Source organism: Nocardia sp. XZ_19_385, assembly GCF_015355755.1.
GTDB lineage: Bacteria > Actinomycetota > Actinomycetes > Mycobacteriales > Mycobacteriaceae > Nocardia.
In genome coordinates this window covers 25,836-52,273 of the sequence record NZ_JACVEE010000001.1, presented here as the reverse complement: position 1 = coordinate 52,273, position 26,438 = coordinate 25,836, and the positions used below count along the sequence as shown (strand labels likewise).

The window sequence follows — 26,438 nt, the reverse complement described above, 5'->3', positions numbered from 1 at the left end:
TGCGCAATTTCGCGTTGCTCGAGGAGTTCGCGACCGCGGTGCAGATCAGCCGCAATGGCGGTGACGACCCGGCGGCGGTGGTTGATCGGGTTCGCCGGGACATCGCGGCCGAGCAGGAGCTGTTGCTGGCGCCGGAGTACTTCTCGGTGTTGTGCGGTGCGACAGCCGGTTTCGATGCTGTCGATATCCGGCTCAAGCGCGGTTACTCGGTCGATGAGTTGACGCGGTACCGCTACGACGTCGTCCTGCACAAGGCCCCGGCGGCGCCATTCTCGGTCGCCCATACTCCGAAAGCCGTTTTCCGCGACCACGAGTGGTTGCGCTCGCTGTTGCAGACCCGGCATCCCGACGGCATCCGCGTGACCGGCATCCCGCACCTCGGACTGACCAGCGAGATCGAGGTGACGCAGCGAATCCGCGCCGGACTCCCCGGCACCGGCACTCGCGGCGTCGGTTTCGAAGGAACGCTCGACGCCATGGCTGACCGGGCGGGTGCGGGTCTCCTGCCCGAGGACCTCCATGTGCTGGGGCAAGAACTCGGATACACGACGGCGGTCACGTGGTCGGTGGAGCCGGGGCAGATGGAGGCGGTTTTCCTGGAACCCGCTGCGGTTCAGGGCCGTCCGCTGACCGATGTGTATCCCGCACCGGCTTCGGCGAGCGTTCTCAGCGCGTTCGCGAACAATCCGCAGGCCGGTTTGCTGGCCGCCGACGTGCGTCGCTGGGCGGCTGATCGGTTGCCGGACTTCATGGTTCCCGCGACGGTGCTGGTGCTCGACGCGATGCCGTTGACCGCCGGCGGCAAGCTCGATCGGAAGGCGCTGCCCGATCCGGAGTTCGCCGCCGCCCGGGAGTACCGGGCGCCGGGCAGCGAGCGGGAACGAATCCTGGCCGACTTGTTCGCCGAAATCCTCGGCCTCGACCGGGTCGGCATGGACGACGACTTCTTCGCTCTGGGCGGTCACTCCCTGCTGGCCACTCGCCTCACCAGCCGCATTCGCGTGGTGCTGGGTGTCGAGGTGTCGATCCGCACGGTGTTCGACGCTCCGACGGTGGCCCAGCTGGCGACCCGGCTCGACGCCGAAGTGCAACTGCGCCCGGCATTGTCGGCTCGGCCCCGCCCGGAGGTCGTCCCGTTGTCGTTCGCGCAGCGGCGGTTGTGGTTCATCCACCGCCTCGAAGGGCTCTCGGCCACCTACAACATGCCGTTGGCGGTCCGGTTGACGGGCGCGTTCGATGCGGCGGCGTTCAGCGCGGCGGTCGGTGACGTGATCGCCCGGCACGAGAGCTTGCGAACGGTATTCGCCGAAGCCGACGGTGTCCCGTCCCAGCGGGTCCTCGACGCGGCGGGTATCGAAGCGCCGGTCACGGTGATCGACACCCATGGCGTGCCGGTCGAGCACGCCGAGTTGACCACGGCCATGCGGTACGGGTTCGACCTGACCTCGGAAATTCCGATCCGCGCCACCGTGTTCCGATGCGGCGCCGACGAGTGTGTGCTCGTGCTGCTGATCCACCACATCGCCGGTGACGGCTGGTCGATGGCGCCGCTGCTGCGCGATCTGGCAACGGCATACGCGGCGCGACTGGAGCACAAGGCGCCGGAGTGGCGGCCGTTGCCGGTGCAGTACGTGGATTACACGCTGTGGCAGCAGGAGCTGCTGGGGTCGCCGAAAGATCCGCACAGTGTGCTGTCCCGCCAATTCGATTACTGGCGTAGTGAACTCGACGGTTTGCCCGACCAGTTGCGACTGCCTACCGACCGCCCGCGCCCGCGGGTGGCGAGCTACCGCGGTGACATGGTGCTGTTCGACATCGAGCCCGAGATCCGTACGGCGGTCGAGCGATTGGCCGCCGCCGAAGGCGCGACGGTGTCGATGGTGTTGCAGTCGGCGCTGGCGGTTCTGTTGTTCAAACTCGGTGCGGGAGAAGATATTCCGATCGGCGCCCCGATCGCCGGGCGTACCGATGACGCGTTGAGCGATCTCGTCGGGTTCTTCGTCAACACGTGGGTGCTGCGGGCGGCGGTGGCGCCGGGTGCATCGTTCGCCGAGGTCCTCGCCCAGGTCCGGGCGAAAGCCTTGGCCGGATACGAAAACCAAGACGTCCCGTTCGAGCTGCTGGTCGAACTGCTCAACCCCGTTCGCTCGGCAGCCCATCATCCGCTGTTCCAGGTGTCGCTGGCGTTCCAGAACAACGCGCTGCCCACCCTCGAACTGCCGGGACTGCGCTTCGAGTCCTACAACGCCTCCATCGCCGCCGCACGATTCGACTTGTTCTTCAACGTCGCCGACGCACCGGCGGGTGCCGGGTGGGGCGGGTTCGTCGAGTACGCGACGGAGTTGTTCGACGAGTCCACGGTGGAGACGATGGCCGCCCGGTTCGTGCAGATATTGCGCCAAGTGGTGGCCGAGCCGGGTACGCCGGTCGGGTCGATCGATGTGCTCGATGCCGGCGAACGCGACCGTGTGCTGTATCGCTGGAACGAGACCACCGTCGACGTCCGTGAATCCACTGTCGTCGGGTTGGTCCAGGCACAGGTCGAACGGACACCGGATGCGGTCGCGGTGGTCTGCGGTGACACCGAACTGACTTACCGGGAACTCGACAGTCAGGCCGATCGTCTCGCGCAGACCTTGGTCGCGCGCGGGGTGGGCGCCGACAGTATCGTCGCGGTCGCCTTGCCCCGGACCGCGGAGCTGATCGTGGCCCTGCTGGGCGTGCTGAAGGCCGGTGGCGGGTATCTGCCGATCGATCCGGCCTATCCCTCGGAACGGCTGGCGTTCGTGCTCACCGATGCTGATCCGGTCGTCGTGGTCACCGATTCGGCGACCGCGCACCTGTTGCCCTGCCCGCCGGAGCGACTCCTCTGCATCGATACCCGTCAGGTCGGCGCGGACGGCGTCGTGCCCGGTCTGCCGCAGCCGGCGCAGTTGGCGTATGTGATCTATACCTCCGGTTCCACCGGTGTGCCGAAAGGTGTTGCGGTGACGCACCGCAACGTGGTGAACCTGGTCGCACAGGCGTGGACGACCAGCGCCGCCGATCGGGTGCTCGTGCACACCTCGATCGCCTTCGACGCTTCCACCTATGAGATCTGGCCGGCGTTGGCCGGCGGCGCGACGGTGGTGCTGGCCACGGAGCAGCGCTCGGATCTGGTCGAGATCACCCGCCTGATCGAGACCCGGGGTGTGACGAAGATGTTCGCCACACCGCCGATGCTGTCCGCGTTGCTCGATCACGACGAATCCCTGCCGGGCGACCCCCTGCGGAGTTTGCGCGGGATCATCGCCGGTGGCGCCGAGCTGACAGCCGGCGTCGTGCACCGGTTGCATGCGAAGTACCCCGACGCGCGCGTGGTCAACGGTTACGGTCCCACCGAGACGACCGCGTGCGTGACCCATTACGACGCGGTGACCACGGACGACGGCCCGGTGCCGATCGGGGTGCCGCGAACGAATACCCGGGTGTTCGTGCTGGATTCGTGGTTGGCCCCCGTGCCGGTCGGCGTCGCGGGCGAACTGTATGTGGCCGGTGCGCAGTTGGCGCGCGGCTACCTCGGGCGCGCGGGACTGACCGCGGCCCGGTTCGTGGCCGACCCGTTCGACCCGGACGGCGCCGGCCGGTTGTATCGCACCGGTGACGTCGTGCGCTGGAACGCCGACGGGCAGTTGGAGTTCGCGGGCCGGGTCGACGACCAGGTCAAGATCCGCGGCTTCCGCGTCGAACCGGGTGAGGTGGAAAGCGTTCTGGCGCAACATCCCGCCGTGTCTCAAGCCGTGGTCGTGGCGCACGACGGCGATGTCGGCGGCACCCAGCTGGTCGGGTATGTGGTCGCCGACCGGACCGGGCCGGTCCTCGGGGAAGACGAGATGGTGGGGCAGTGGCGCCGGGTGTACGACGACCTGTACTCCGCGGCGGGCGGCAGTGCTGAGGACGCGAACAGTGTCAGCAACGCCCAGCAGGACTACGACCCGCAGCTGGCCGGCACGAACGGGTTCGGCACTGATTTCGGTGGCTGGAACAGCAGTTACACGGGGCAGCCGATCCCCTTGGCGCAGATGCGGGAGTGGCGGTCGGCCACGGTCGACAGCATTCGGGAACTGCGGCCCCAGCGGGTGCTCGAGATCGGTGTGGGTTCGGGCCTGGTGCTGTCCCAGGTGGCGCCGGAGTGTGCCGAATACTGGGCGACGGACTTTTCGGTCGCGACAATCAAGACGCTGCAGCGCCAGGTGAACGAACTCGACGCGGCATTCGCCGATCGTGTGGTCTTGCGCGCTCAGCCGGCCGACGACGTCACCGGACTGCCCGAAAACTATTTCGACACCGTGATTCTGAACTCCGTGGTCCAGTACTTCCCCGGCGAACGCTACCTCCGTCGCGTCATCGAGCAGATCCTCCGGCTGCTGGCTCCCGGCGGATCGATCTTCCTCGGCGACGTCCGCAATCTGGCCCTGCTGGAGCAGTTCGCCACCGCCGTGCAGGTCAGCCGTTACGGCGGCGACGACCCCGTGGTGGTCGAGGAACGCGTCCGCCGGGATATCGCGGCGGAAAAGGAACTGCTGCTGGCGCCGGAGTATTTCCTCGCGCTGGGTCGTGGCCTCGATATCGGCGCGATCGATATCGAACTCAAACGCGGCTGCTCGATCAACGAGCTGACCCGGTACCGATACGACGTGGTTTTGCGGAAGACCAGCACGCAAGCGCTGTCGGCCGCCGAGACCCCGGAAGTGGTGTTCTGCGACCATGAGTCGCTCGACGCGCTGCTGCGTGCCGAACATCCCGACGGTGTTCGCGTCACGGGTATCCCGCACGCCGGGCTGGCCGGTCAGATCGCGGTCACGGACCGGATCCGGGCGGGACTGCCGGTCGCGGCCGGTGATCGAACCGGCCTGCTCGCAGCGGATTTCGAAGGCACCCTCGACGCCATCACCGACCGGGCCGAAGCGGGTCTGCTGCCCGAGGACCTGCACGCGCTGGGCCGGAAACTCGGATACACGACGGCCGTGACCTGGTCTGCGGAACCGGGCCGGATGGACGCGGTCTTCTTCGAAGACGCGACGGCGCAGGGGCGGCCACTGACCGATGTGTACGCGCCTCCGGCCGAGCTGGGTGACCCATCCGCGTATGCCAACAACCCACAGGACACCCTGCTGCCCACCAGTGTTCGCGGGTTCGTGGCCGAGCGGTTGCCCGACTTCATGGTGCCGACGGTGGTGATGGTGATCGACGCGGTGCCGTTGACCGCCAACGGCAAGCTCGATCGCGCGGCGCTGCCGGCCCCGGAATGGGTGTCCGCGAGCAACTATCGCGCGCCGCGCACCGAGCGGGAACAGACCTTGGCGGAATTGTTCGCCGAAATCCTGGGCATCGGCCGCGTCGGTATCGACGACAGCTTCTTCGCGCTCGGCGGTCACTCCCTGCTGGCGACTCGTCTGACCAGCCGGATCCGGGCAGTGCTCGGCGTCGAAGTCCCGATCCGCGTGATGTTCGAGGCGGCCACCGTCGCCGAACTCGCCGCCAGGTGGCCGCAGCTCGCGCCATCACGCCGGCCGGCTCTGCGCAGGATGAATCGAGAGGTGAGCTAGATGATTCCACTGTCATTCGCCCAGCGCCGGTTGTGGTTCATCCACCAGCTCGAAGGACCGTCGGCGACCTACAACATGCCGGTGACGGTCCGGTTGGCCGGCGTATTCGACGCCTCGGCCTTCGCGGCCGCGGTCGGCGATGTCGTTGCCCGCCACGAGAGTCTGCGCACGATCTTCGTCGAATCCGACGGCGTTCCCGCCCAGCGCGTCCTCGACATCGGCGAGGTCGAGGTACCGGTGACGGTCACCGATGTCGCGCCCGCCGAGCTGGCCGGGGCGGTGACCGCGGCGACCCGCTACGCGTTCGACCTGTCCTCGGAAATTCCGATACGCACCAGCGTCTTCCGGTGTGCCGCCGACGAGTGTGTGCTCGTGCTGCTGATCCATCACATCGCCGGTGACGGCTGGTCGATGGCGCCGTTGTTGCGGGATCTCTCGGAGGCCTACGCGGCGCGGCGGCAGGGGCGGCAGCCCGAGTGGCAGCCCCTGCCTGTGCAGTATGCGGATTACACGCTGTGGCAGCAGGAGCTGCTGGGTTCGCCGGATGATCCGGACAGCGTGCGGTCCCGCCAATTCGATTACTGGCGTGCCGAACTCGACGGCCTGCCGGAGCAGTTGCGGCTGCCGGTGGATCGGCCGCGGCCGCGGGTGGCGAGTTACGCAGGCGATCTGATGGTGTTCGGTATCGACGGCCGGACCAGGGTCGGGCTGGAACGATTGGCGGGCCGGGACGGCGCGACCGCCTCGATGGTGTTGCAGTCGGCACTGGCGGTCCTGATGTTCAAACTCGGTGCCGGGGAAGACATTCCGCTCGGCTCGCCGATCGCGGGCCGCACCGACGACGCCCTGAACGACCTGGTCGGCTTCTTCATCAACACGTGGGTGCTGCGGACCCAGGTGTCGCCGGACGCTACGTTCACCGACATTCTCGGCCAGGTCAGAACGAAAGCCCTGGCCGCCTACGAGAATCAGGATCTCCCGTTCGAACTGCTGGTGGAGCTGCTCAACCCGGTCCGCTCGGCAGCACACCATCCCTTGTTCCAGGTGCTGCTGAGCATGCAGAACAACGCCGCGCCGACGCTGGAGCTGGCGGGGGTCGGGTTCGAACCGTATGCCCTGGACGCGAAGACCTCCCGCTTCGATCTGGCCTTCAACGTCGGCGAACCGGCTGACGGTGCCCGCGGCAATGGCGACGGACCCGGCTGGGACATGCACGTCGAATACTCGACGGACCTGTTCGACCGGTCCACGATCGAGGCGATCGCGGCGCGGTTCACCCGGATATTGCGCGCGATCGCGGCCAACCCGGACGTGCCGGTGGGGTCGATCGATGTACTCGACGCGGAGGAACGCGAGCGGGTGCTGGAGCGGTGGAACGAGACCACCGCCGACGTTCCCGAACTGAGCCTCATCGAGCTGTTCCAGACGCAGGTCGATCGGTCACCGGATGCGGTCGCGGTGCTCTGCGGTGACACCGAGCTGACCTACGGGGACCTGGACTCCCGGGCCGATCAGCTCGCGCATTTCCTGGTGACGCTCGGGGTGGGTCCCGACAGTATCGTCGCGGTCGCGTTGCCCCGCTCGGCGGAGTTGATCGTGGCGTTGCTGGCGGTGCTGAAGGCGGGTGGCGGGTATCTGCCGATCGATCCAGCCTATCCCTCGGATCGGCTGGCGTTCGTCCTCGCCGATGCCGCGCCGGTCGCGCTCGTCACCGATCACGCGACCGCGGAACTCTTGCCGCACACCGCGATACCGCAGCTGCATGTCGATGACCTCGATGCCGCCGAGCAACCGGTATCCGCCGTGGACGACGCCGTCGCCCGTCGACTGCCGGGCACACAGAACTTGGCGTATGTGATCTATACGTCCGGTTCTACGGGTGTGCCGAAAGGTGTTGCGATCACTCATCGCAACGTGGCGCACCTGGTGGCTCAGGCGTGGACGGCCGGGCCCGCGGATCGGGTGCTGGTGCATTCGTCGGTCGCGTTCGATGCCTCCACCTACGAGATCTGGCCTGCCCTGTGTGGTGGCGCGGCACTGGTGATCGCCAGTGAGCAGCGCTCGGATCCGGCGGAGATCGCGCGGCTGGCCGAAACCCGGTCGGTGACGAAGATGTTCGCGACACCGCCGCTGTTGACGGCGCTGGTCGAACACTCGGAATCGTTGCCGGGCAATCCGTTCGAGAGTTTGCGGCAGGTAAATACCGGTGCGGACACACTCACCGCGGCATTGGTGCGCGCGGTGCAGTCCGCGTTCGGTGGTGTCTGGATCGATAACCTGTACGGCCCGACGGAGGGGACGGTCGACGTGACCGCCTATCGGGTGCCCGACAGTGGATCGGACGCGGTGGTGCCGATCGGCGGTCCGGTGGCCAATATGCGGGCCTACGTGCTGGATTCGTGGTTGTCGCCGGTTCCTGTCGGGGTCGCTGGTGAGTTGTATGTGGCCGGTGCGCAGTTGGCGCGCGGATATCACGGTAAGGCCGGTCTGACGGCGGCGCGGTTTGTCGCAGACCCGTTCGATGCGAGCGGCGGTCGGCTCTACCGCACCGGTGATGTGGTGCGCTGGAACGCCGACGGGCAGTTGGAGTTCGCGGGGCGGGTCGACGATCAGGTCAAGATCCGCGGGTTTCGGGTCGAGCCGGCCGAGGTGGAAACCGTTCTGGCACAACATCCTTCGGTGTCGCAAGCCGTGGTGGTCGCGCGGGAAACCGACACCGGCGGCAAGCAGTTGGTCGGATACGTGGTCGCCGATCGAACCACGTCCGCCGAGAGCGGCATCCGTACCAACGGGAACGCGGACACCCCGGAACTCGATGGTGCCGAGGTGCGCCGATTCGCGGCCGAGCGGTTGCCGGACTTCATGGTGCCGACGGTGGTGCTGGTGATCGACTCGGTGCCGTTGACCGCGAGCGGCAAGGTGGATCGTGCGACACTGCCGATCCCGGATCTCCGGTCGGCGCTGCGATATCGGGCGCCGAGCACCGACGAGGAACACCGCTTGGCAGCGTTGTTCGCCGACATTCTCGGACTCGAACAGGTCGGCATCGATGACAACTTCTTCGCGCTGGGCGGCCATTCACTGCTGGCGACGCGCCTGGCCAGCCGGATTCGGGTAGCCCTGGGCGCCGAGGTCGCGATCCGGACGATATTCGACGCGCCGACGGTGGCGCAGTTGGCGACCCGGCTCGATACCGGGGTTCAGACCCGTCCGGCGGTGTCGGCAGTGCCTCGGCCGCAAGCGATCCCGTTGTCGTTCGGGCAGCGGCGACTATGGTTCATCCACCGGTTGGAGGGTCCCTCCGCCACCTTCAACATTCCCCTCGCAGTGCGGTTGCGCGGGCTGGATGTGCCGGCGTTGCGCGCCGCGATCGGCGATGTCGTCGCCCGCCACGAAAGTTTGCGCACCATCTTCGCCGACGCCGACGGGGTGCCCGTCCAGCAGGTGCTCGCGATCGGCGACATCGACATTCCGTTCACGGAGACCGAGCTCGATCCCACCGAGGTCGATGCGGCGGTGACCGCCGCGGCGCGGTACGCGTTCGATCTGACGTCGGAGATTCCGATCCGCGCCGGCGTGTTCCGGTACAGCGCCGACGAGTGTGTGCTCGTCGTGCTGATTCACCACATCGCTGGTGACGGCTGGTCGATGGGACCGCTGCTGCGGGACCTGTCCGTAGCCTATTCGGCTCGCCTGACGGACCGGCAGCCGCAGTGGGAGCCGTTGCCGGTCCAGTACGTGGACTACACGCTGTGGCAGCAGGAACTGCTGGGGTCGCCCGACGACACCGACAGCTGGGTGTCGCGGCAATTCGACTACTGGCGTGACGAACTCGGCGGATTGCCCGAACAGCTGCGGCTGCCCACCGATCGGCCGCGGCCCCGGGTGGCCAGCTATCGCGGCGACGTGGTGCCGTTCGAGATCGATCCCGAGATCCGCACCGCCGTCGAACGATTGGCCGGTCGTGAGGGCGCGACGGTGTCGATGGTGCTGCAGTCGGCGCTGGCAGTGCTACTGCTCAAACTCGGTGCTGGAGAGGATATTCCGCTCGGCACCCCGATCGCCGGACGTACCGACGACAACCTCGCCGACCTGGTCGGCTTCTTCGCCAACACCTGGGTACTGCGCGCGAACGTCGCGCCCGCCATGTCGTTCACCGAGGTTCTCGGTCAGGTCCGGGCGAAAGCCCTGTCCGCCTACGAGAACCAGGATGTGCCGTTCGAGTTGCTCGTCGAGTTGCTGAACCCGGCCCGGTCGGCGGCCCATCATCCGTTGTTCCAGGTGTCGCTGGCCTTCCAGAACAACGCCCTGCCCGCCCTGGAACTGCCGGGTGCGGGATTCGAGCCGTACAGCGTTTCCGTTGCGGCGTCGCGGTTCGACCTGTTCTTCAATATCGCCGACGCGGCCGCCGGTGCGCAGTGGAGCGGTCTGGTCGAATACGCGACCGAGCTGTTCGATCGGGCCACGGTCGAGGCGATGGTGTCGCGGCTGGTGCGATTGCTGCGACAGGTCGGGTCGGAGCCGGACGTCCCGGTGGGTTCGATCGACGTTCTCGATGCCGAGGAACGCGCTTCGGTGCTGCGAAAGTGGAACGGCAGCATCGGCGCACCCTGCGACACCACGCTGGTCGAGCTGTTCCGGGCGCAGGCCGCTCGGACTCCCGACGCGCTCGCGGTCGTCTGCGGTGACACGGAGCTGACGTACCGGGATCTGGATCTGCGGGCGGCGCGGCTGGCGCGGGTATTGGTCTCGCGCGGTGCCGGCCCGGATCGTCTTGTCGCGGTGGCGTTGCCGCGGTCCGCGGGCCTGATCGTGGCGCTGCTGGCGGTGCTGCAGGCCGGGGGTGGATATCTGCCGATCGATCCCAGCTATCCCACGGACCGGTTGTCGTTCATCCTGACCGACGCCGCTCCGGTCGCTGTGCTGACCGAGTCGGTCACCGCGCAGCTGCTGCCGCCCACGGCTGCGCCGCGCATCTGTCTCGACTCGCCTGATTTCCGCGAGGAACTCGACAGCGCCGATGCGGGGGACCAGTCTGTCTTGGAGCGCGTCGGCGCGGTGGACCCGCGGAATCTGGCGTATGTGATCTACACGTCCGGTTCCACCGGTGTGCCGAAAGGCGTTGGGATCACCCACCGCAACGTGGCGAATCTCGTCGCCCAGGCGTGGTCGGGCGGTGCCGGGGAGCGGGTGCTGGCGCATTCGTCGGTGGCTTTCGATGCCTCGACCTTCGAGATCTGGCCCGCGCTCTGTGGTGGCGCCGCGCTGGTGGTCGCGAGTGAGCAGCGTTCGGATCCGGCCGAGATCGCCGAGCTGGTCGAGGACCACGCGGTGACGAAGATGTTCGCGACACCGGCGCTGTTGTCGGCGTTGCTCGATCACGTCGAAGCCGTGCCGGGCAGCCCGTTGCGCAGCCTGCGCCGGGTCGTCGCCGGTGGCGCCCAGCTGACCACGGCCGTGGCTCGCCGGTTGGATGCACAGTGTGCCGATGTGCAGTTGCTGAATGGTTATGGGCCCACCGAGACGACAGCCTGCGTGACCGACTATGCCGCGGGCATCGAGTTGGGCGCTGCCGTCCCGATCGGGCGTCCCACGGGGAATGTGCGGGTGTTCGTGCTGGATTCGTGGTTGGCGCCCGTACCGGTAGGGGTGCCCGGCGAGTTGTATGTGGCGGGCGAGCAAGTGGCGCGCGGCTATCAGGGGCGGACGAGTACGACCGCGGCCCGCTTCGTGGCCGACCCGTTCGACCCGGCCGGTGGCCGGATGTATCGCACCGGCGACATCGTGCGCTGGACGGCGAGCGGGCAGTTGGAGTTCGAGGGGCGGGCCGACGATCAGGTCAAGATCCGCGGATACCGGGTGGAGCCCGGTGAGGTCGAAACCGTCCTGGCGCAGCACCCTTCGGTATCCCAAGCTGTGATTGTCGTCGGCGAACAGGCCACCGGTGGCAATCAGCTGATCGGTTACGTGGTGGCCGACGCGGCCGGGCTCGAGGGCGCACAGGTGCGCGCGTTCGCCGCCGAGCGGTTGCCCGAGTTCATGGTTCCGGCGGTGGTGATGGTGATCGAGTCGATCCCGTTGACCGTGAACGGAAAGCTCGACCGCGCCGCGTTGCCGGAGCCCGAATTCGCCGCTTCGGCGAGCTACCGCGCACCGCGCACCGACCAGGAGCGCGTGCTGGCCACCGTTTTCGCCGAGGTCCTGGGTCTGGACCGGGTGGGCGTCGACGACAGCTTCTTCGAGCTGGGCGGCGACAGCATCCGGTCGATTCAGGTGGTGTCGCGGGCTCGGACGCTCGGCGTGGAGATCAGTCCGCGGGAAATGTTCGAGCATCGGACAGCAGCGGGATTGGCGGCTGCCGCGCGCTGCGGCGGCGTCGCGGATCCGGTGTTGGCGGAGCTGGCCGGTGGCGGTACCGGATGGATGCCGTTGTTGCCGGTGGCGCGGTTCGTACGAGGGCTGGGCGCGGGATTCGATCGCTTCACGCAGTCGATGCTGCTGGATCTGCCGGTCGGTATCGATCGGGCGGGGCTGGTGGCGACGTTGTCGGCGGTGCTCGATCGCCACGATGTGCTGCGGGCGCGGTTGATCGACGACGAGCGAGGTCCGGGGCTCGATGTGGCTCCCGCCGGCGCGATCGACGTGGAGCAACTTCTGTACCGCGTCGAGACAGCATCTTCCGATGACCCGAACGCGGAGGTGGCGGCTGCTGCGGGCCGGTTGGCTCCCGCGGCGGGTGTGATGGTGCAGTTCGTGTGGTTCGATGCCGGGCCGACGCGTGCGGGCCGGTTGTCGATCGTGGCGCATCATCTGGTGATCGACGGGGTGTCGTGGCGGATCCTGTTGCCGGACTTGGCGTTGGCGTGGCAGGCCGTCTCGGCTGGATCGGCTCCGGTGTTGGCGGAGTCGGGGACTTCGGTGCGGCGGTGGGCGCACGGGCTGGTCGAGCGAGCGTCCGCGCCGCCGGTAGTGGAGCAGTTGCCCTGGTGGCGTGCGGTTCTCGATGCCCCCGACCCGATCGTGGGTGCTCGGCCGCTGGATCCGGCCGTCGATCTGATGGGAACCGTGCATCGCGTCGGCGTCCAGATCCCGGCAGGGGAGACCGAGGCCTTGCTGACCATGCTGCCCGGGCTGTTCCACGGTGGTGTCGAGGACGGCCTGCTCGCGGCTCTGACTGCGGCCGTTGCCCGCTGGCGTGACGGACAGGGCGTGCACGAGGACTCGGTGCTGGTTCGGCTCGAGGGTCACGGGCGTGAGGAAAGCGCTGTAGCCGGTGCTGATCTGTCGAGCACTCTCGGGTGGTTCACCAGTGTGTACCCGGTCCGTCTGAGTGCGGAGGGAACGGAGTGGGATCAGCTCTGTGCCGGTGGTCCGGCTGCGGGTGTGTTGTTCAAGTCGGTGAAGGAGCAGTTGCGTGCGGTGCCGGACAAGGGCTTCGGCTTCGGCTTGTTGCGGTATCTGAATCCGGACACTGCTGGTGAGCTGCAACCGTTTTCGACGGGGCAGATCGGGTTCAACTACCTGGGCCGGTTCACCTCCACAGACCTCTTGCCGCAACGGCTCCAAGGAGCGGGCTGGACCCCGGCCGAGGGTGTGGGAGCCAACGCCGCCCCGGATCCGGACATGCCGGTGATGTCGGCATTGGATGTCACCGCGATAGTCGTGGACACTGGCGAAGGCCCGGTGCTGCAGGCGTCGTTCACCGCACCTTCGGGTGTTCTCGAAAAGGCCGAGACGGAGAAACTGGCCGAGCTGTGGCGCAGCGCGGTCCTGGGCTTGGCCGCCTACGCCACCGCGTCGGACGCGGGCGGTTTGACGCCGTCGGATGTGCCCCTGGTGCGGTTGGACCAAGGCGAGATCGAGGTGCTGGAGCGGCGGTACCCGCGGTTGGTGGACGTGTGGCCGCTGACCTCGATGCAGTCGGGCTTGATGTTCCATCAGGTGCTGGCGGATTCGGGCCTCGACGCCTATCACATGCAGGTCGTTTTCGGATTGTCCGGCCGGGTGGATCCGGACCGGTTGCGCGCGGCCGGTCAGGTCCTGCTGGACCGATATCCGAATCTGCGAGCGGGTTTTGTCGCAGGCCCCCGCGGCGAACTTATCCAAGTTGTCCTCGACGGTGTCGAATTGCCCTGGCGCGTCGCGGATCTGCGCGAGCTGAACGAGGCCGAACGCGGTGCGGCGCTGGAGCGGCTGCTGATCGAGGACCGGAACGCGCATTTCGATATGGCGGTTCCGCCGTTGCTGCGCTTGACGCTGGTGCTGACGGCCGCGGACCGTTCGGAGCTGGTGCTGACTTCTCACCACGTGCTGCTGGACGGATGGTCGCTGCCGCTGATCGTCCGGGACCTGTTGCAGCTCTACGGTTCGGGCGATGCCGCCGTGCTTCCGCAAGCACCGGATTACAAGACGTTCCTGAAGTGGTTGCGTGCGCAGGATTCACGGGCCGGTGTCCAGGCCTGGGTCGAAGAACTCGACGGGATTCACGAGCCCACCCTGCTCGCGGGCGAAACCGGTAGTGCCGAGGGCGCCGGGATCGAGCGCATCGAGGTACCGCTGGACGCGGACGCCGCGGTACTGGTGAGCAAGCGGGCCGGTGAACTCGGGATCACCGCGAATACCGTCGTGCAGGGTGCGTGGGGAATTCTGCTGTGCGCGTTGACCGGTCGTCGTGACGTGGTCGTCGGCGCCACGGTGTCGGGTCGTCCGCCCGCGATCGCGGATATCGATTCGATGGTCGGGTTGTTCATCAACACGGTCCCGGTGCGTGTGCGTTTCGGCCCCCAGGACACCCTCGCGGAAGTCCTGACCGGTTTGCAGGCGCGGCAGGTCGCGCTGCTGGATCACCACCATGTGGGTCTGAGCGATGTTCATCGCGCGATGGGACTGAATGCCCTGTTCGACACCCTGATCGGGTTCGAGTCCTATCCTGTCGACCAGGCCGGAATCGGCGCCGCGGCCACCACCAGCGGGATCTCCATCGCCGACCTGCGCTCCGACGCGCCCACCCACTACCCGCTGACCATCTTCGCCGCGGCGAATCCCACACTGCAACTGCGCTTCGAATATCGCACCGACGCGTTCGACCGGCCCACGGCCGAGGCGATGGCGGAGCGGCTGGCTCGCGTCCTGCGGCAGGTGGTGGCGGACCCCGACATTCCGGTGGGGTCGATCGACCTGCTCGGTGCCGAGGAACGCGAGTCGGTACTGCATCGGTGGAACGACACCGCGGTCGACGTCGCGGACCACACCCTGAACGGGTTGTTCCAGGCCCAGGTCGCCCGGACACCGGACGCGGTCGCTGTGGTGTGCGCGGACACCGAGCTCACCTACCAGGAACTCGATCGGCGGGCCGAGCGGCTCGCACACCGTTTGACGGCGCAGGGGGTGGGCCCCGATGCCATCGTGGCGGTCGCGCTGCCCCGCTCCGCGGACCTGATCGTCGCGTTGTCGGCGGTGCTGAAAGCCGGTGGTGCGTATCTGCCGATCGATCCGGCCTACCCCTCGGATCGTTTGGCGTACGTCCTCGCCGACGCCGCTCCGGTCGTCGTGGTGACCGACGCCGCGACCGCGCGGCTGCTGCCGGATACCGCGCCTCGCCTCTACCTCGACGACGTCGAAGCGACCGCGGTATCGGGCCCGGGGCGGGTCGCCGTGGCGACGCCGCAGGATTTGGCGTATTTGATCTACACATCCGGTTCCACGGGTGTGCCGAAAGGTGTTGGGATCACCCATCGTAACGTGGTGAACCTGGTCGCTCAGGCCTGGTCGGTGCAGCCCGGGGACCGGGTGCTGGTGCATTCGTCGGTCGCGTTCGACGCCTCCACCTATGAGATCTGGCCTGCCCTGTGCGGTGGCGCCACCCTGGTGGTCGCCGCCGAGCAGCGTTCGGATCCGGCGGAGATCACGCGATTGGCCGAAACTCAGTCGGTGACAAAGATGTTCGCGACACCACCACTGCTGTCGGCGTTGGTCGAGCACCTCGCCTCGGTCCCGGGTGACCCGTTCCGGAGTTTGCGGCAGGTGAACACCGGAGCCGATTCGCTGACCCGCGGATTGGTCGAGGCGATGTTGGCCAGGCTCGGTGCGGTCCGGATCGACAACCTCTATGGTCCGACCGAGGCGACGGTCAATGTGACGGCGCTCGTCGTGCCCGATGAGGCTGACGGCGCGGTGGTATCGATCGGCGCGCCAGTGGCGAATACGCGTGTGTACGTGCTGGATTCGTGGTTGTCGCCGGTGCCTGTCGGGGTCGCTGGTGAGTTGTATGTGGCCGGTGCGCAGTTGGCGCGCGGGTATCACGGTAAGGCTGGTCTGACGGCGGCGCGGTTTGTCGCTGATCCGTTCGATGCGAGCGGCGGTCGGCTCTACCGCACCGGTGATGTGGTGCGCTGGAATACCGTCGGGCAGTTGGAGTTCGCGGGCCGGGTCGACGATCAGGTCAAGATCCGTGGGTTCCGGGTCGAGCCGGGCGAGGTGGAAACCGTTCTGGTGCAGCATCCTTCGGTGTCGCAGGCGGTAGTGGTCGCGCGCAACATCGGCGGCGGTGGCAAGCAGCTGGTCGGCTATGTGGTCGCCGATCGAACCAGCTCAGCCGAGCAGGGGCTCGACGGGGGAGAGGTGCGCGCCTTCGCGGCCGAGCGGTTGCCGGACTACATGGTGCCGGTCGTAGTGCTGGTGCTGGATTCGGTGCCACTGACACCGACCGGGAAACTCGATCGCGCCGCGCTGCCGGAGCCGGAGTTGAGCTCGTCGGCGCGATATCGCGCACCGCGCACGGACCGGGAACAGGTGCTGGCCGGCGTGTTCGCCGAAGTGCTGGGCCTGGATCGGGTCGGTGTGGACGACAGCTTCTTCGAGCTGGGCGGCGACAGTATCCGGTCGATCCAGCTGGTGTCACGGGCTCGGGAGCTGGGCGTCGAGATCAGTCCGCGTGAGGTGTTCGAACACCGGACGGCAGCGGCGCTGGCCGCAATATCGATCGATCGTGGTGCGGCGGTCCCCGTTTTGGCGGAGTTGCCCGGCGGCGGAGTGGGATGGATGCCATTGCTGCCGGTGGCCCGATGGGTCCGGGGCGTGGGCGGATCAGGGTTCGACGGCTTCAGTCAGTCGTTGCTGCTGGATCTGCCGGTGGGTATCGATCGGGCGGGCTTGGTGGCGACGTTGTCGGCGGTGCTCGATCGTCACGACATGCTGCGGTCGCGGTTGGTCGATGACGAGCGTGGCGCAGGGCTCGACGTAGCCCCGGCGGGCGCGGTCGATGTCGACCAGTTGCTGCACCACGTCGAGATCTCCGCCGCGGACCAGGAGAGCGGCGACAGTGCGAGCGTGGTCGGTGCGCAGCTCGCGGCGGCCGCGGGCCGGTTGGCTCCCGCGGCGGGTGTGATGGTGCAGTTCGTATGGTTCGACGCCGGACCCACGCGTGCGGGCCGGTTGTCGATCGTCGCGCATCATCTGGTGATCGATGGCGTTTCGTGGCGAATCCTGTTGCCGGACTTGGCGTTGGCGTGGCAGGCGGTCTCCGCCGGATCGAGGCCGGTGCTGGCGGAGTCGGGGACTTCGGTGCGGCGGTGGGCGCACGGACTGGTCGAACAGGCGAGCCGACCGGAACGAATGGCGGAGTTGCCTTGGTGGACTTCGGTATTGGACGGCCCCGATCCGATGCTGGGCAGCAGGCCGTTGGATCCGATGATCGACGTCAAGGCCACCGCCCGGAATGTGCAGGTGCAGATTCCCCAGGCCGAGACCGAGACTCTACTGACGATGTTGCCCGCGTTGTTCCACGGAGGCGTCGACGACGGTCTGCTCGCGGCTTTGGCTGCGGCGGTTACCCGCTGGCGTGACGAAAAGGGTGTGCGCGCGGACTCGGTGCTGGTCCGGTTGGAGGGCCACGGTCGCGAGGAAAGCGCCGTTCCCGGTGCCGATCTGTCGAACACCGTCGGATGGTTCACCAGTGTGTACCCGGTGCGTTTGAGTGCAGGGGGTACGGAGTGGGATCAGCTCTGTGCTGGTGGTCCTGCTGCCGGTGTGTTGTTGAAGTCGGTGAAGGAGCAACTGCGTGCGGTGCCGGACAAGGGCATCGGCTTCGGTCTGCTGCGGTACCTGAATCCGGACACTGCTGTTGAGCTGGAACGGTTCTCCGCCGGTCAGATCGGGTTCAACTATCTGGGTCGCTTCACCTCCACGGACCTCTTGCCGCAACGACTCCAAGGAGCGGGCTGGACACCCGCGGTGGACGCCGGACAGATGATCACTCCGCTGGACCCGGCCACCTCGGCGATGCCCGCACTCGCGGTGCTGGACGTGAACGCGATGGTGGTCGACACCGGCGCCGGACCGGTATTGCAGGCGATGTTCGCCGCGCCCGCAGAAGTGCTGGCGGAGAACGAGATACAGGAATTGGCCGAGCTGTGGCGGAGCGCCGTGCTCGGGTTGGCGCGCCATGCCACGGCTGCGGAGGCAGGCGGCTTGACGCCGTCGGATGTGTCGCTGGTGCGGTTGGGTCAGGGCGAGATCGAGGCCCTGGAGAACCGCTACCCGGGTTTGGTGGATGTCTGGCCGCTGACCTCGATGCAGTCGGGCCTGCTGTTCCATCAGGAAATGGCGGGTTCGGGCTTCGACGCCTATCACATGCAGGTCGTCTTCGGATTGGCCGGCGCGGTCGACGCCGCGCGCTTGCGAGCGGCCGGGCAGGCTCTGCTGGACCGGTATCCGAACCTGCGCGTGGCCTTCGCCGCTGACGCCGCGGGCAACTCGATCCAAGTTGTCGTCGACGGAGTCGAATTGCCCTGGCGGATCGCCGATTTGCGTGAGCTCGCACCAGACGCCCAGGCTGCGGCGCTGGAGCGATTGCTGATCGAGGATCGGGACACGCATTTCGATACCGCGGTTCCGCCCTTGCTGCGGCTGACGCTCGTGCTTTTGACCGCGCAACGCTCGGATCTGGTGATCACCGCCCATCACGTGCTGCTGGACGGCTGGTCGTTGCCGCTGCTCATCCAGGACCTGTTGCGTCTCTACGCCTCCGGCGCCGACACCACGGCAATGCCGCAGGCACCCGACTACACCGACTTCCTGAAGTGGTTGAGCCGGCAGGAATCCCAGGCGGGCATGCGAGCCTGGGCGCAGGAACTCCAGGGTGTACAAGAACCCACATTGCTGGCGGGCGGCAAGGCGTCCGCCGCGGCCGGGGTCGTGCGGGTCGAAGCGCCGCTCGCACCGGCGACAGCCGAGGCGTTGAGCCTGCAAGCCACGGCGCTCGGCATCACCGTGAATACCATCGTGCAGGGCGCGTGGGGGATTCTGCTGGCCGGCTCGACCGGCCGCAGCGATGTGATCGCGGGCGCGACCGTTTCGGGTCGCCCGCCCTCGATCCCGGGTATCGATTCGATGGTCGGGTTGTTCATCAACACGGTCCCGGTGCGTGTGCGTTTCGGCGCCGGTGACACCGTGGCGGATCTGCTGACCGATTTGCAGGCACGCCAGGTCGCACTGCTCGACTACCACCATGTGGGTTTGAGCGATATCCATCAGGCAGTCGGGCTGAATGTCCTGTTCGACACCCTGATCGCGTTCGAGTCCTATCCGATCGACCAGGCCGGAATCGGCGAAGCGACCAGCACCAGCGGCCTCGTCATCACCGACCCGCGTCCCAACACGCCGTCCCACTACCCCCTGACCCTCATCGCCAATGCCACCCCCACGCTGACACTGCACCTGGAATACCGCACCGATGCGTTCGACAGGTCCACGGTCGAGGCGATGGCGGCACGGCTGGCGCGAATAATGCGTCAGCTCGTGACGAACCCGGATATCCCGGTGCCCGGCATCGATGTTCTCGGCGCCGACGAACGTGAGCTGGTGTTGCGCCGCTGGAACGACCACACCGCCGATTTCCCCGACATCACCGTCGTCGACGTGATCGGAGCACAGGTCGCCGCGACACCGGACGCGATCGCCGTCATCAGCGCGGACACCGAGCTGACCTACCGGGAACTCGACTTGCGAGCCGAACAGGTTGCCCGCGAGCTGATTTCGCAGGGCGTCGGCCCCGACATGGTCGTAGCAGTGGCACTGCCCAAATCGGCGGACCTGATCGTGGCGTTGCTCGCGGTATTGCGCGCGGGCGGTGGCTATCTGCCGATCGACCCGGCCTATCCCTCGGATCGGCTGGCGTTCATCCTCGCCGACGCCGCCCCGGTCGTCGTCGTGACCGACCATGCCACCGCCGGCACCCTTCCCGACACCGGAACACCTCGGCTCTTTCTGGACACGTTCGAAGAAGGCACGCACGTCCGGGCGGGCCTCGATCGTCTCCCCGCCGCGCGGCCGGAGAATTTGGCGTATCTGATTTACACGTCGGGTTCGACCGGTGTGCCCAAAGGTGTTGCTGTCACGCACCGCAACGTGCTGAATGTGTCTGCTCAGGAGTGGTCGACCGGTCCCGGGGAGCGGGTGCTGGTGCATTCCTCGGTCGCCTTCGATATCTCCACCTATGAGATCTGGTCCGCGCTGATCCGTGGTGGGGCGCTGGTACTGGCTGGTGCGCAGCGTTCGGATCCCGCCGAGATCACCGAGCTGATCGCGGATCGGGCAGTGACCAAGATGTTCGCTACTCCGGCGCTGTGGTCGGCACTGCTCGACCATGCGGAACCATTGCCGGGCAACCCGTTCCGGAGTTTGTCTCAGGTGATCGCGGGTGGCGCCGAGCTCTCCTCCGGATTGGTGAGCCGACTGATAACCCGTATCGGTGATGTGCGTGTCACCAATGGTTATGGGCCGACCGAGACCACCGTGTTCGCGACGCTGTTCGACACCGATACGGTTCCGGGCGCGGACGTCTCGGTGCCGATCGGGTCCGGGCTGGCCAATGTGCGTGTGTACGTGCTGGATTCGTGGTTGTCGCCGGTTCCTGTAGGCGTATCGGGTGAGCTGTATGTCGCTGGTGCGCAGTTGGCGCGCGGCTATCACGGCAAGTCCGGTCTGACCGCGGCGCGGTTTGTCGCCGATCCGTTCGATCCGGCCGGCGGCCGCTTGTATCGCACCGGTGACGTCGTACGCTGGAATGCCCTCGGGCAGTTGGTGTTCGCGGGTCGCTTCGACGATCAGGTGAAGATCCGCGGCTTCCGCGTAGAACCCGGCGAGGTCGAATCCGCACTCGCTCAGCATCCTTCGGTGTCACATGCCGTGGTGGTAGCCCGGGACACCGACACCGGCGGCAAGCAATTGATCGGATACGTCGTCGCCGATCAGACCAGCCCGGCCGGAAACGAGCTCGACGGCGGACAGGTCCGAGCGTTCGCGGCCGAGCGCTTGCCGGACTTCATGGTGCCCGCGGTCGTGATGGTGCTCGAGTCGCTGCCGCTGACCGCGAACGGGAAACTGGATCGCGCGGCGTTGCCGGAACCGGAGATGGTGTCCTCGGCCCGATATCGTGCGCCGAGCACCGCCGGGGAAAGGACGCTGGCCGAGTTGTTCGGCGAGATCCTGGGCGTGCGGCGGGTGGGAGCCGACGACAGCTTCTTCGAGCTGGGCGGGCATTCGCTGCTGGCCACCCGCCTGGTCAGCCGGATCCGGGCGGTGCTCGGGGTGGAGGTCCCGATCCGGACGGTCTTCGACGCTCCGACAGTGGCGCTGCTGGCCACCCGGCTCGATGCCGGGCACCAGGTCCGGACGTCGCTGGCGCCTCGCCCGCGGCCGGAGATCGTTCCGTTGTCGTTCGCGCAGCGGCGATTGTGGTTCATCCATCGCCTGGAAGGGCCGTCCGCCACCTACAACATCCCGTTCGCGGTGCGGTTGCGCGGCGCGGATGTGTCGGTGTTGCGCGCCGCGATCGACGATGTCGTCGCCCGGCACGAGAGCCTGCGGACCACCTTCGTCGAAGCCGACGGTGTGCCGTCACAGCGGGTAATCGATGTCGACAGCGCCGAGGTGTCGTTCACGGTGACCGACGTCGATCCGGCCGGCGTGGACGCGGCGGTGACAGCGGCGGTGCGGTACGGATTCGACCTGTCGTCCGAGATTCCGGTCCGCGCCAGCGTCTTCCGATGCGGCGCCGACGAATTCGTGCTCGTGCTGTTGATCCATCACATCGCCGGTGACGGCTGGTCGATGGGCCCGTTGCTGCAGGACCTGGCGACGGCGTACGCGGCGCGCTTGCAGCAGCGCGCGCCGGGGTGGCGGCCGCTGCCGGTGCAGTACGTGGATTACGCCTTGTGGCAGCAGGAATTGCTGGGGTCGCCGGAGGACCCGGACAGCGTGCTGTCGCAGCAGTTCGACTACTGGCGCCGGGAGCTCGAAGGTCTGCCGGAGCAGTTGCGTTTGCCGATGGATCGGCCGCGCCCGCGGACCGCGAGCTATCGCGGTGACATGGTGCTGTTCGCAATCGACGCCGAGGTGCGCGCCGGAGTGGAGCGGCTGGCCGCTGATGCGGGCGCGACGGTGTCGATGGTGTTGCAGTCGGCGCTGGCGGTGCTGTTGTTCAAACTCGGTGCGGGGGAGGACATTCCGATCGGCGCCCCGATCGCCGGTCGTACCGATGACGCGTTGACCGATCTCGTCGGGTTCTTCGTCAATACCTGGGTGCTGCGCGCCGCAGTCGATCCGGGCACTTCGTTCACCGAGATCCTCGACCAGATCCGGGCGAAATCGCTGGCTGCCTACGAGAATCAGGACGCACCGTTCGAGTTGCTGGTGGAGATGCTGAACCCGGCCCGGTCGGCCGCGCATCATCCGTTGTTCCAGGTGTCACTGGCATTCCAGAACAACGCCCTGCCTTCGATGGAGTTCTCGGGGGTCGAGTTCGAGCCCTACAACGCCTCTCTCGCGGCCTCGCGGTTCGACCTGTTCTTCAACATCGCGAACACCCCCGCGGGCCAGCAGTGGGCCGGATTCGTCGAGTACGCGACCGATTTGTTCGATCGGTCCACCGTCGAGGCGATAGCAGCACGGCTGGTGCGAATACTGCGGCAGGTGGTGTCGGGTGCGGGCGGTCCGGTCGGATCGATCGACGTCCTCGACAGCAGCGAACAAGAACTGGTCTTGCGTCGCTGGAACGACACCGCCGTCGCCCTCGACTCGGACCGCACCCTGGTCGGACTGGTCCAGGCACAGGTGGCCAAGGCTCCGGATGCCGTCGCTGTGGTGTGCGGTGACATCGAGATCTCGTATCGGGAACTCGCCGCTCGCGCTGACGAATTGGCGCACACCCTGGTTTCGCGCGGAGCTGGCCCCGAGAACATCGTCGCGGTCGCGTTGCCCAGGTCGGTGGACCTGATCGTGGCATTGCTGGGTGTGCTGAAGGCCGGTGGCGGGTATCTGCCGATCGACCCGGGCTATCCGTCGGATCGGCTGGCGTTCATCCTGTCCGACGCCGCGCCGCTCGCCGTCGTGACCGACTCCGCTACCGCGCACTTGTTGCCCGGCCACGCGGCGATTCCGCACGTCTACCTCGATGGCGCCGCCGAGTCGCCCCAGATGATGCTGGACATGACCGGTATCGCTGATGCTCGGCCCGGGGTGCTGCGGTCGCAAGACTTGGCCTATGTGATCTACACGTCCGGATCCACCGGAGTGCCGAAAGGTGTTGGGATCACCCACCATAACGTGGTCAACCTGGTCACGCAGGCGTGGCCGGTGGAGCCTGCGGACCGGGTGCTGGTGCATTCGTCGATTGCGTTCGACGCCTCGACCTATGAGATCTGGCCCGCGCTGTGCGGTGGTGCCACGTTGGTGGTCGCGGCCGAGCAGCGTTCGGACCCGGGGGAGATCGCCCGGTTGGTCGAGACCCGGTCGGTGACGAAGATGTTCGCGACACCGCCGTTGCTGTCGGCGCTGGCTGATCACTCGGACTCGTTGCCGGGCAATCCGTTCCAGAGTCTGCGGCAGGTGAATACCGGAGCCGATTCGCTGACTCGCGGTCTGGTCGAGACGCTGCGGGCCCGGTGGGGTGACATTCGGATCGACAACCTCTACGGCCCGACCGAGGCGACGGTCGATGTGACGGCGCTCAGCGTGCCCGGCGAGATCGCGGGTGCGGTAGTCCCGATCGGTGCGCCCGTCGCCAATACGCGGGTGTACGTGCTGGATTCGTGGTTGGCTCCGGTGCCCATCGGGGTGGCCGGTGAGTTGTATGTGGCCGGTGAGCAGTTGGCGCGGGGCTATCTCGGGAAGACCGGGCTGACCGCGGCGCGGTTCGTCGCCGATCCGTTCGACCCGGCCGGCGGCCGCTTGTACCGCACCGGTGACGTCGTGCGCTGGAATGCTCTGGGCCAGTTGGAGTTCGCGGGCCGCAGCGATGATCAGGTGAAGATCCGTGGCTTCCGGGTCGAACCGGGCGAGGTCGAAACCATTCTGGCGCAGCATCCTTCGGTGTCTCGAGCCGTGGTGGTGGCGCGTGAGATCGACGCCGGCGGCAAACAGTTGATCGGATACGTGGTCGCCGATCGGTCCGGGCCGGCCGTCGGTGAAGACGAGCTGGTCGGTCAGTGGCGGCGGGTCTACGACGACCTGTACGCCGATGCCGACATCGATCAGCCCGAACTGGAGCCCATGGCCGAATTCGGCGCGGGTTTCGAAGGCTGGAACAGCAGCTACACCGGGAAGCCGATTCCGTTGGAGCAGATGCGGGAATGGCGGGCCGCGACCGTCGAACGGATCCGTGGGCTGGGTCTGGGGCGTGTGCTCGAGATCGGCGTCGGTTCGGGTCTGCTGCTGTCGCAGGTCGCGCCGGACTGCGCGGAATACTGGGCGACCGATCTCGCGCCCGCGACGATCACCGCACTGCGCAGGCAGTTGGGTGATCTCGACGCGGGCTGGGCTGATCGGGTCGAGCTGCGTGCCCAGGCCGCCGATGACGTCACTGGTTTGCCGGAGGGCTATTTCGACACTGTGGTCTTGAACTCCGTCATCCAGTACTTCCCCAGTCAGGCGTATCTGCGGACGGTGCTCGAGCGGGTCGCGGGACTGCTGGCGCCCGGTGGCGCGGTGTTCGTGGGTGACGTACGCAATTTCGCGTTGCTGGAGGAGTTCGCGACCGCGGTGCAGATCAGCCGCAATGGTGGCGAGGATCCGGTGGCGGTGGACGATCGCGTCCGCCGCGACATTGCCGCTGAGCAAGAGCTGCTGCTGGCGCCGGAGTATTTCTCGGAGTTGTGCCGTGACGCAGCCGGATTCGGCGCCGTCGCGATCGAGCTCAAGCGCGGATACTCGGTGAACGAGTTGACGCGGTACCGGTACGACGTCGTCCTGCACAAGAACCCGGTGACACCGATATCTGTCGCGGGCGTACCGGAATTCGAGTTCCGCGACATCGCTGGACTTCGGAAACTCTTGCGTGCCCAGCACGGCGAGGGCATCCGGGTCACGGGTATCCCGCACGCCGGACTGCTCGGTCAGATCGACGCCGCGCGCCGAATCCGAGCAGGTCATCCTGTGCCGGAAGACGACCGAACCAGCGTGCGCACAGCCGCTTTCGAAGGAACGCTCGACGCCGCGGCCGATCGGGCGGGTGTCGGGCTGCTGCCCGAGGACCTGCATGTGCTCGGGCAGGAACTCGGCTACACGACGGCGGTCACCTGGTCGGCGGAACCCGGACGGATGGAGGCGATTTTCCTCGAATCCGGCACGATGGCGGGCAATGCACTGACCGATGTGTACCGCACGCCCACTGCCGCAGGCGCTCTCGGTGGACACGCGAACAATCCGCAGGCGGGCCTGCTCGCCGCTGAGGTGCGGCGCTGGGTGGCTGAGCGATTGCCGGAGTTCATGGTGCCGGCGACGGTGCTGGTGCTCGATGCGTTGCCGTTGACCGCGAGCGGCAAGCTGGATCGCAAAGCGCTGCCCGACCCGGAGTTGTTGTCGGCCAAGGAATACCGCGCGCCGCGCACGGATCGGGAACACGTCTTGGCGGGGCTTTTCAGCGAGATACTGGGTGTCAGCCGAGTCGGCATCGACGACGACTTCTTCGCACTGGGCGGTCACTCGTTACTGGCGACCCGCCTCACCAGCCAAATCCGCGCGACCCTGGGAGTGGAAGTCCCGGTACGGGTGATTTTCGACGCCCCCACCGTCGCCGAACTGGCGACGCGTCTCGACGACGATGCCGCCGCGGGCATGGATTTCGATCAGGTGCTGATCCTGAAGAGCTCGGGATCGCGGGAGCCGCTGTGGTGCCTGCATCCCGGCGGCGGTCTCGGCTGGTTCTACCAGCGGCTCGGACGCGACCTCTCCGACCGTCCGGTGATCGCCATCCAGTCCCGTGGGCTGGGCGGCGGGCCGCTGGCCGGCTCCTACCAGGAAATGATCGAGGATTACATCGACCAGATCACCCGGGTCCAGCCCGAGGGGCCGTATTACCTGCTGGGTTGGTCCTACGGCGGGATCGTCGCGCACTCGGTCGCGAGTGAACTCGAGCGGCGGGGGATGTCGGTCGGAATGCTGGGCATCATGGACAGCAAACCGCCGGTGACCTCGGATCCGGAACCCGAACTCTCGGAAGACGATGCCCTGGACAGTATCCGGGATTGGGTGGCGGAAAGGTTCGGCGAGCAGCTCGAGTCGTCCGAGATCCAAAGCCTGGCGGAGCGGGCGACGAAGGTGCTGATCAACAACAGCAAACTGCTCGCCGGGTTCAGCACCCCGTGCTTCGACGGCGACGCGACCATCTTCGCGGCCACCGTGGACGCCGAAGGTAATCGACCGGACGACCCGAAGGGCGAGCTCGAGGAGGCCTGGCGTCCATACATCCGGGGACACATGGACATCTTCGACGTGGAATGCGCGCACGGAGATTTCGATCAACCCGAGAACATGGCCCAGGTGGGCCGAATATTGGGCACCTTCATGGGATGA

The 26,438-nt window shown here is 67.2% G+C and carries 2 protein-coding genes (1 of these 2 only partly in view); both read left to right on the top strand.

Annotation, left to right across the window (positions count from 1 at the left end; all coding sequences use genetic code 11):
• Window positions 1-5,588, top strand: the end of a protein-coding gene (locus tag IBX22_RS00160) for a non-ribosomal peptide synthetase (RefSeq protein WP_194813356.1). The gene continues 9,619 nt to the left of window position 1, outside the view; the window shows 5,588 of its 15,207 coding nt (coding positions 9,620-15,207); its start codon lies off the left edge, out of view; it ends in the stop codon at window positions 5,586-5,588.
• A complete protein-coding gene (locus tag IBX22_RS00155) occupies window positions 5,589-26,438 on the top strand; it encodes a non-ribosomal peptide synthase/polyketide synthase (RefSeq protein ID WP_194813355.1) in 20,850 nt (6,949 codons plus the stop codon). It abuts the gene before it with no gap.

What these genes read in the sequence shown, in the direction of transcription:
- IBX22_RS00155 (WP_194813355.1), top strand. Translation starts at nt 5,589, where the DNA reads ATGATTCCACTGTCATTCGCCCAGCGCCGGTTGTGGTTCATCCACCAG.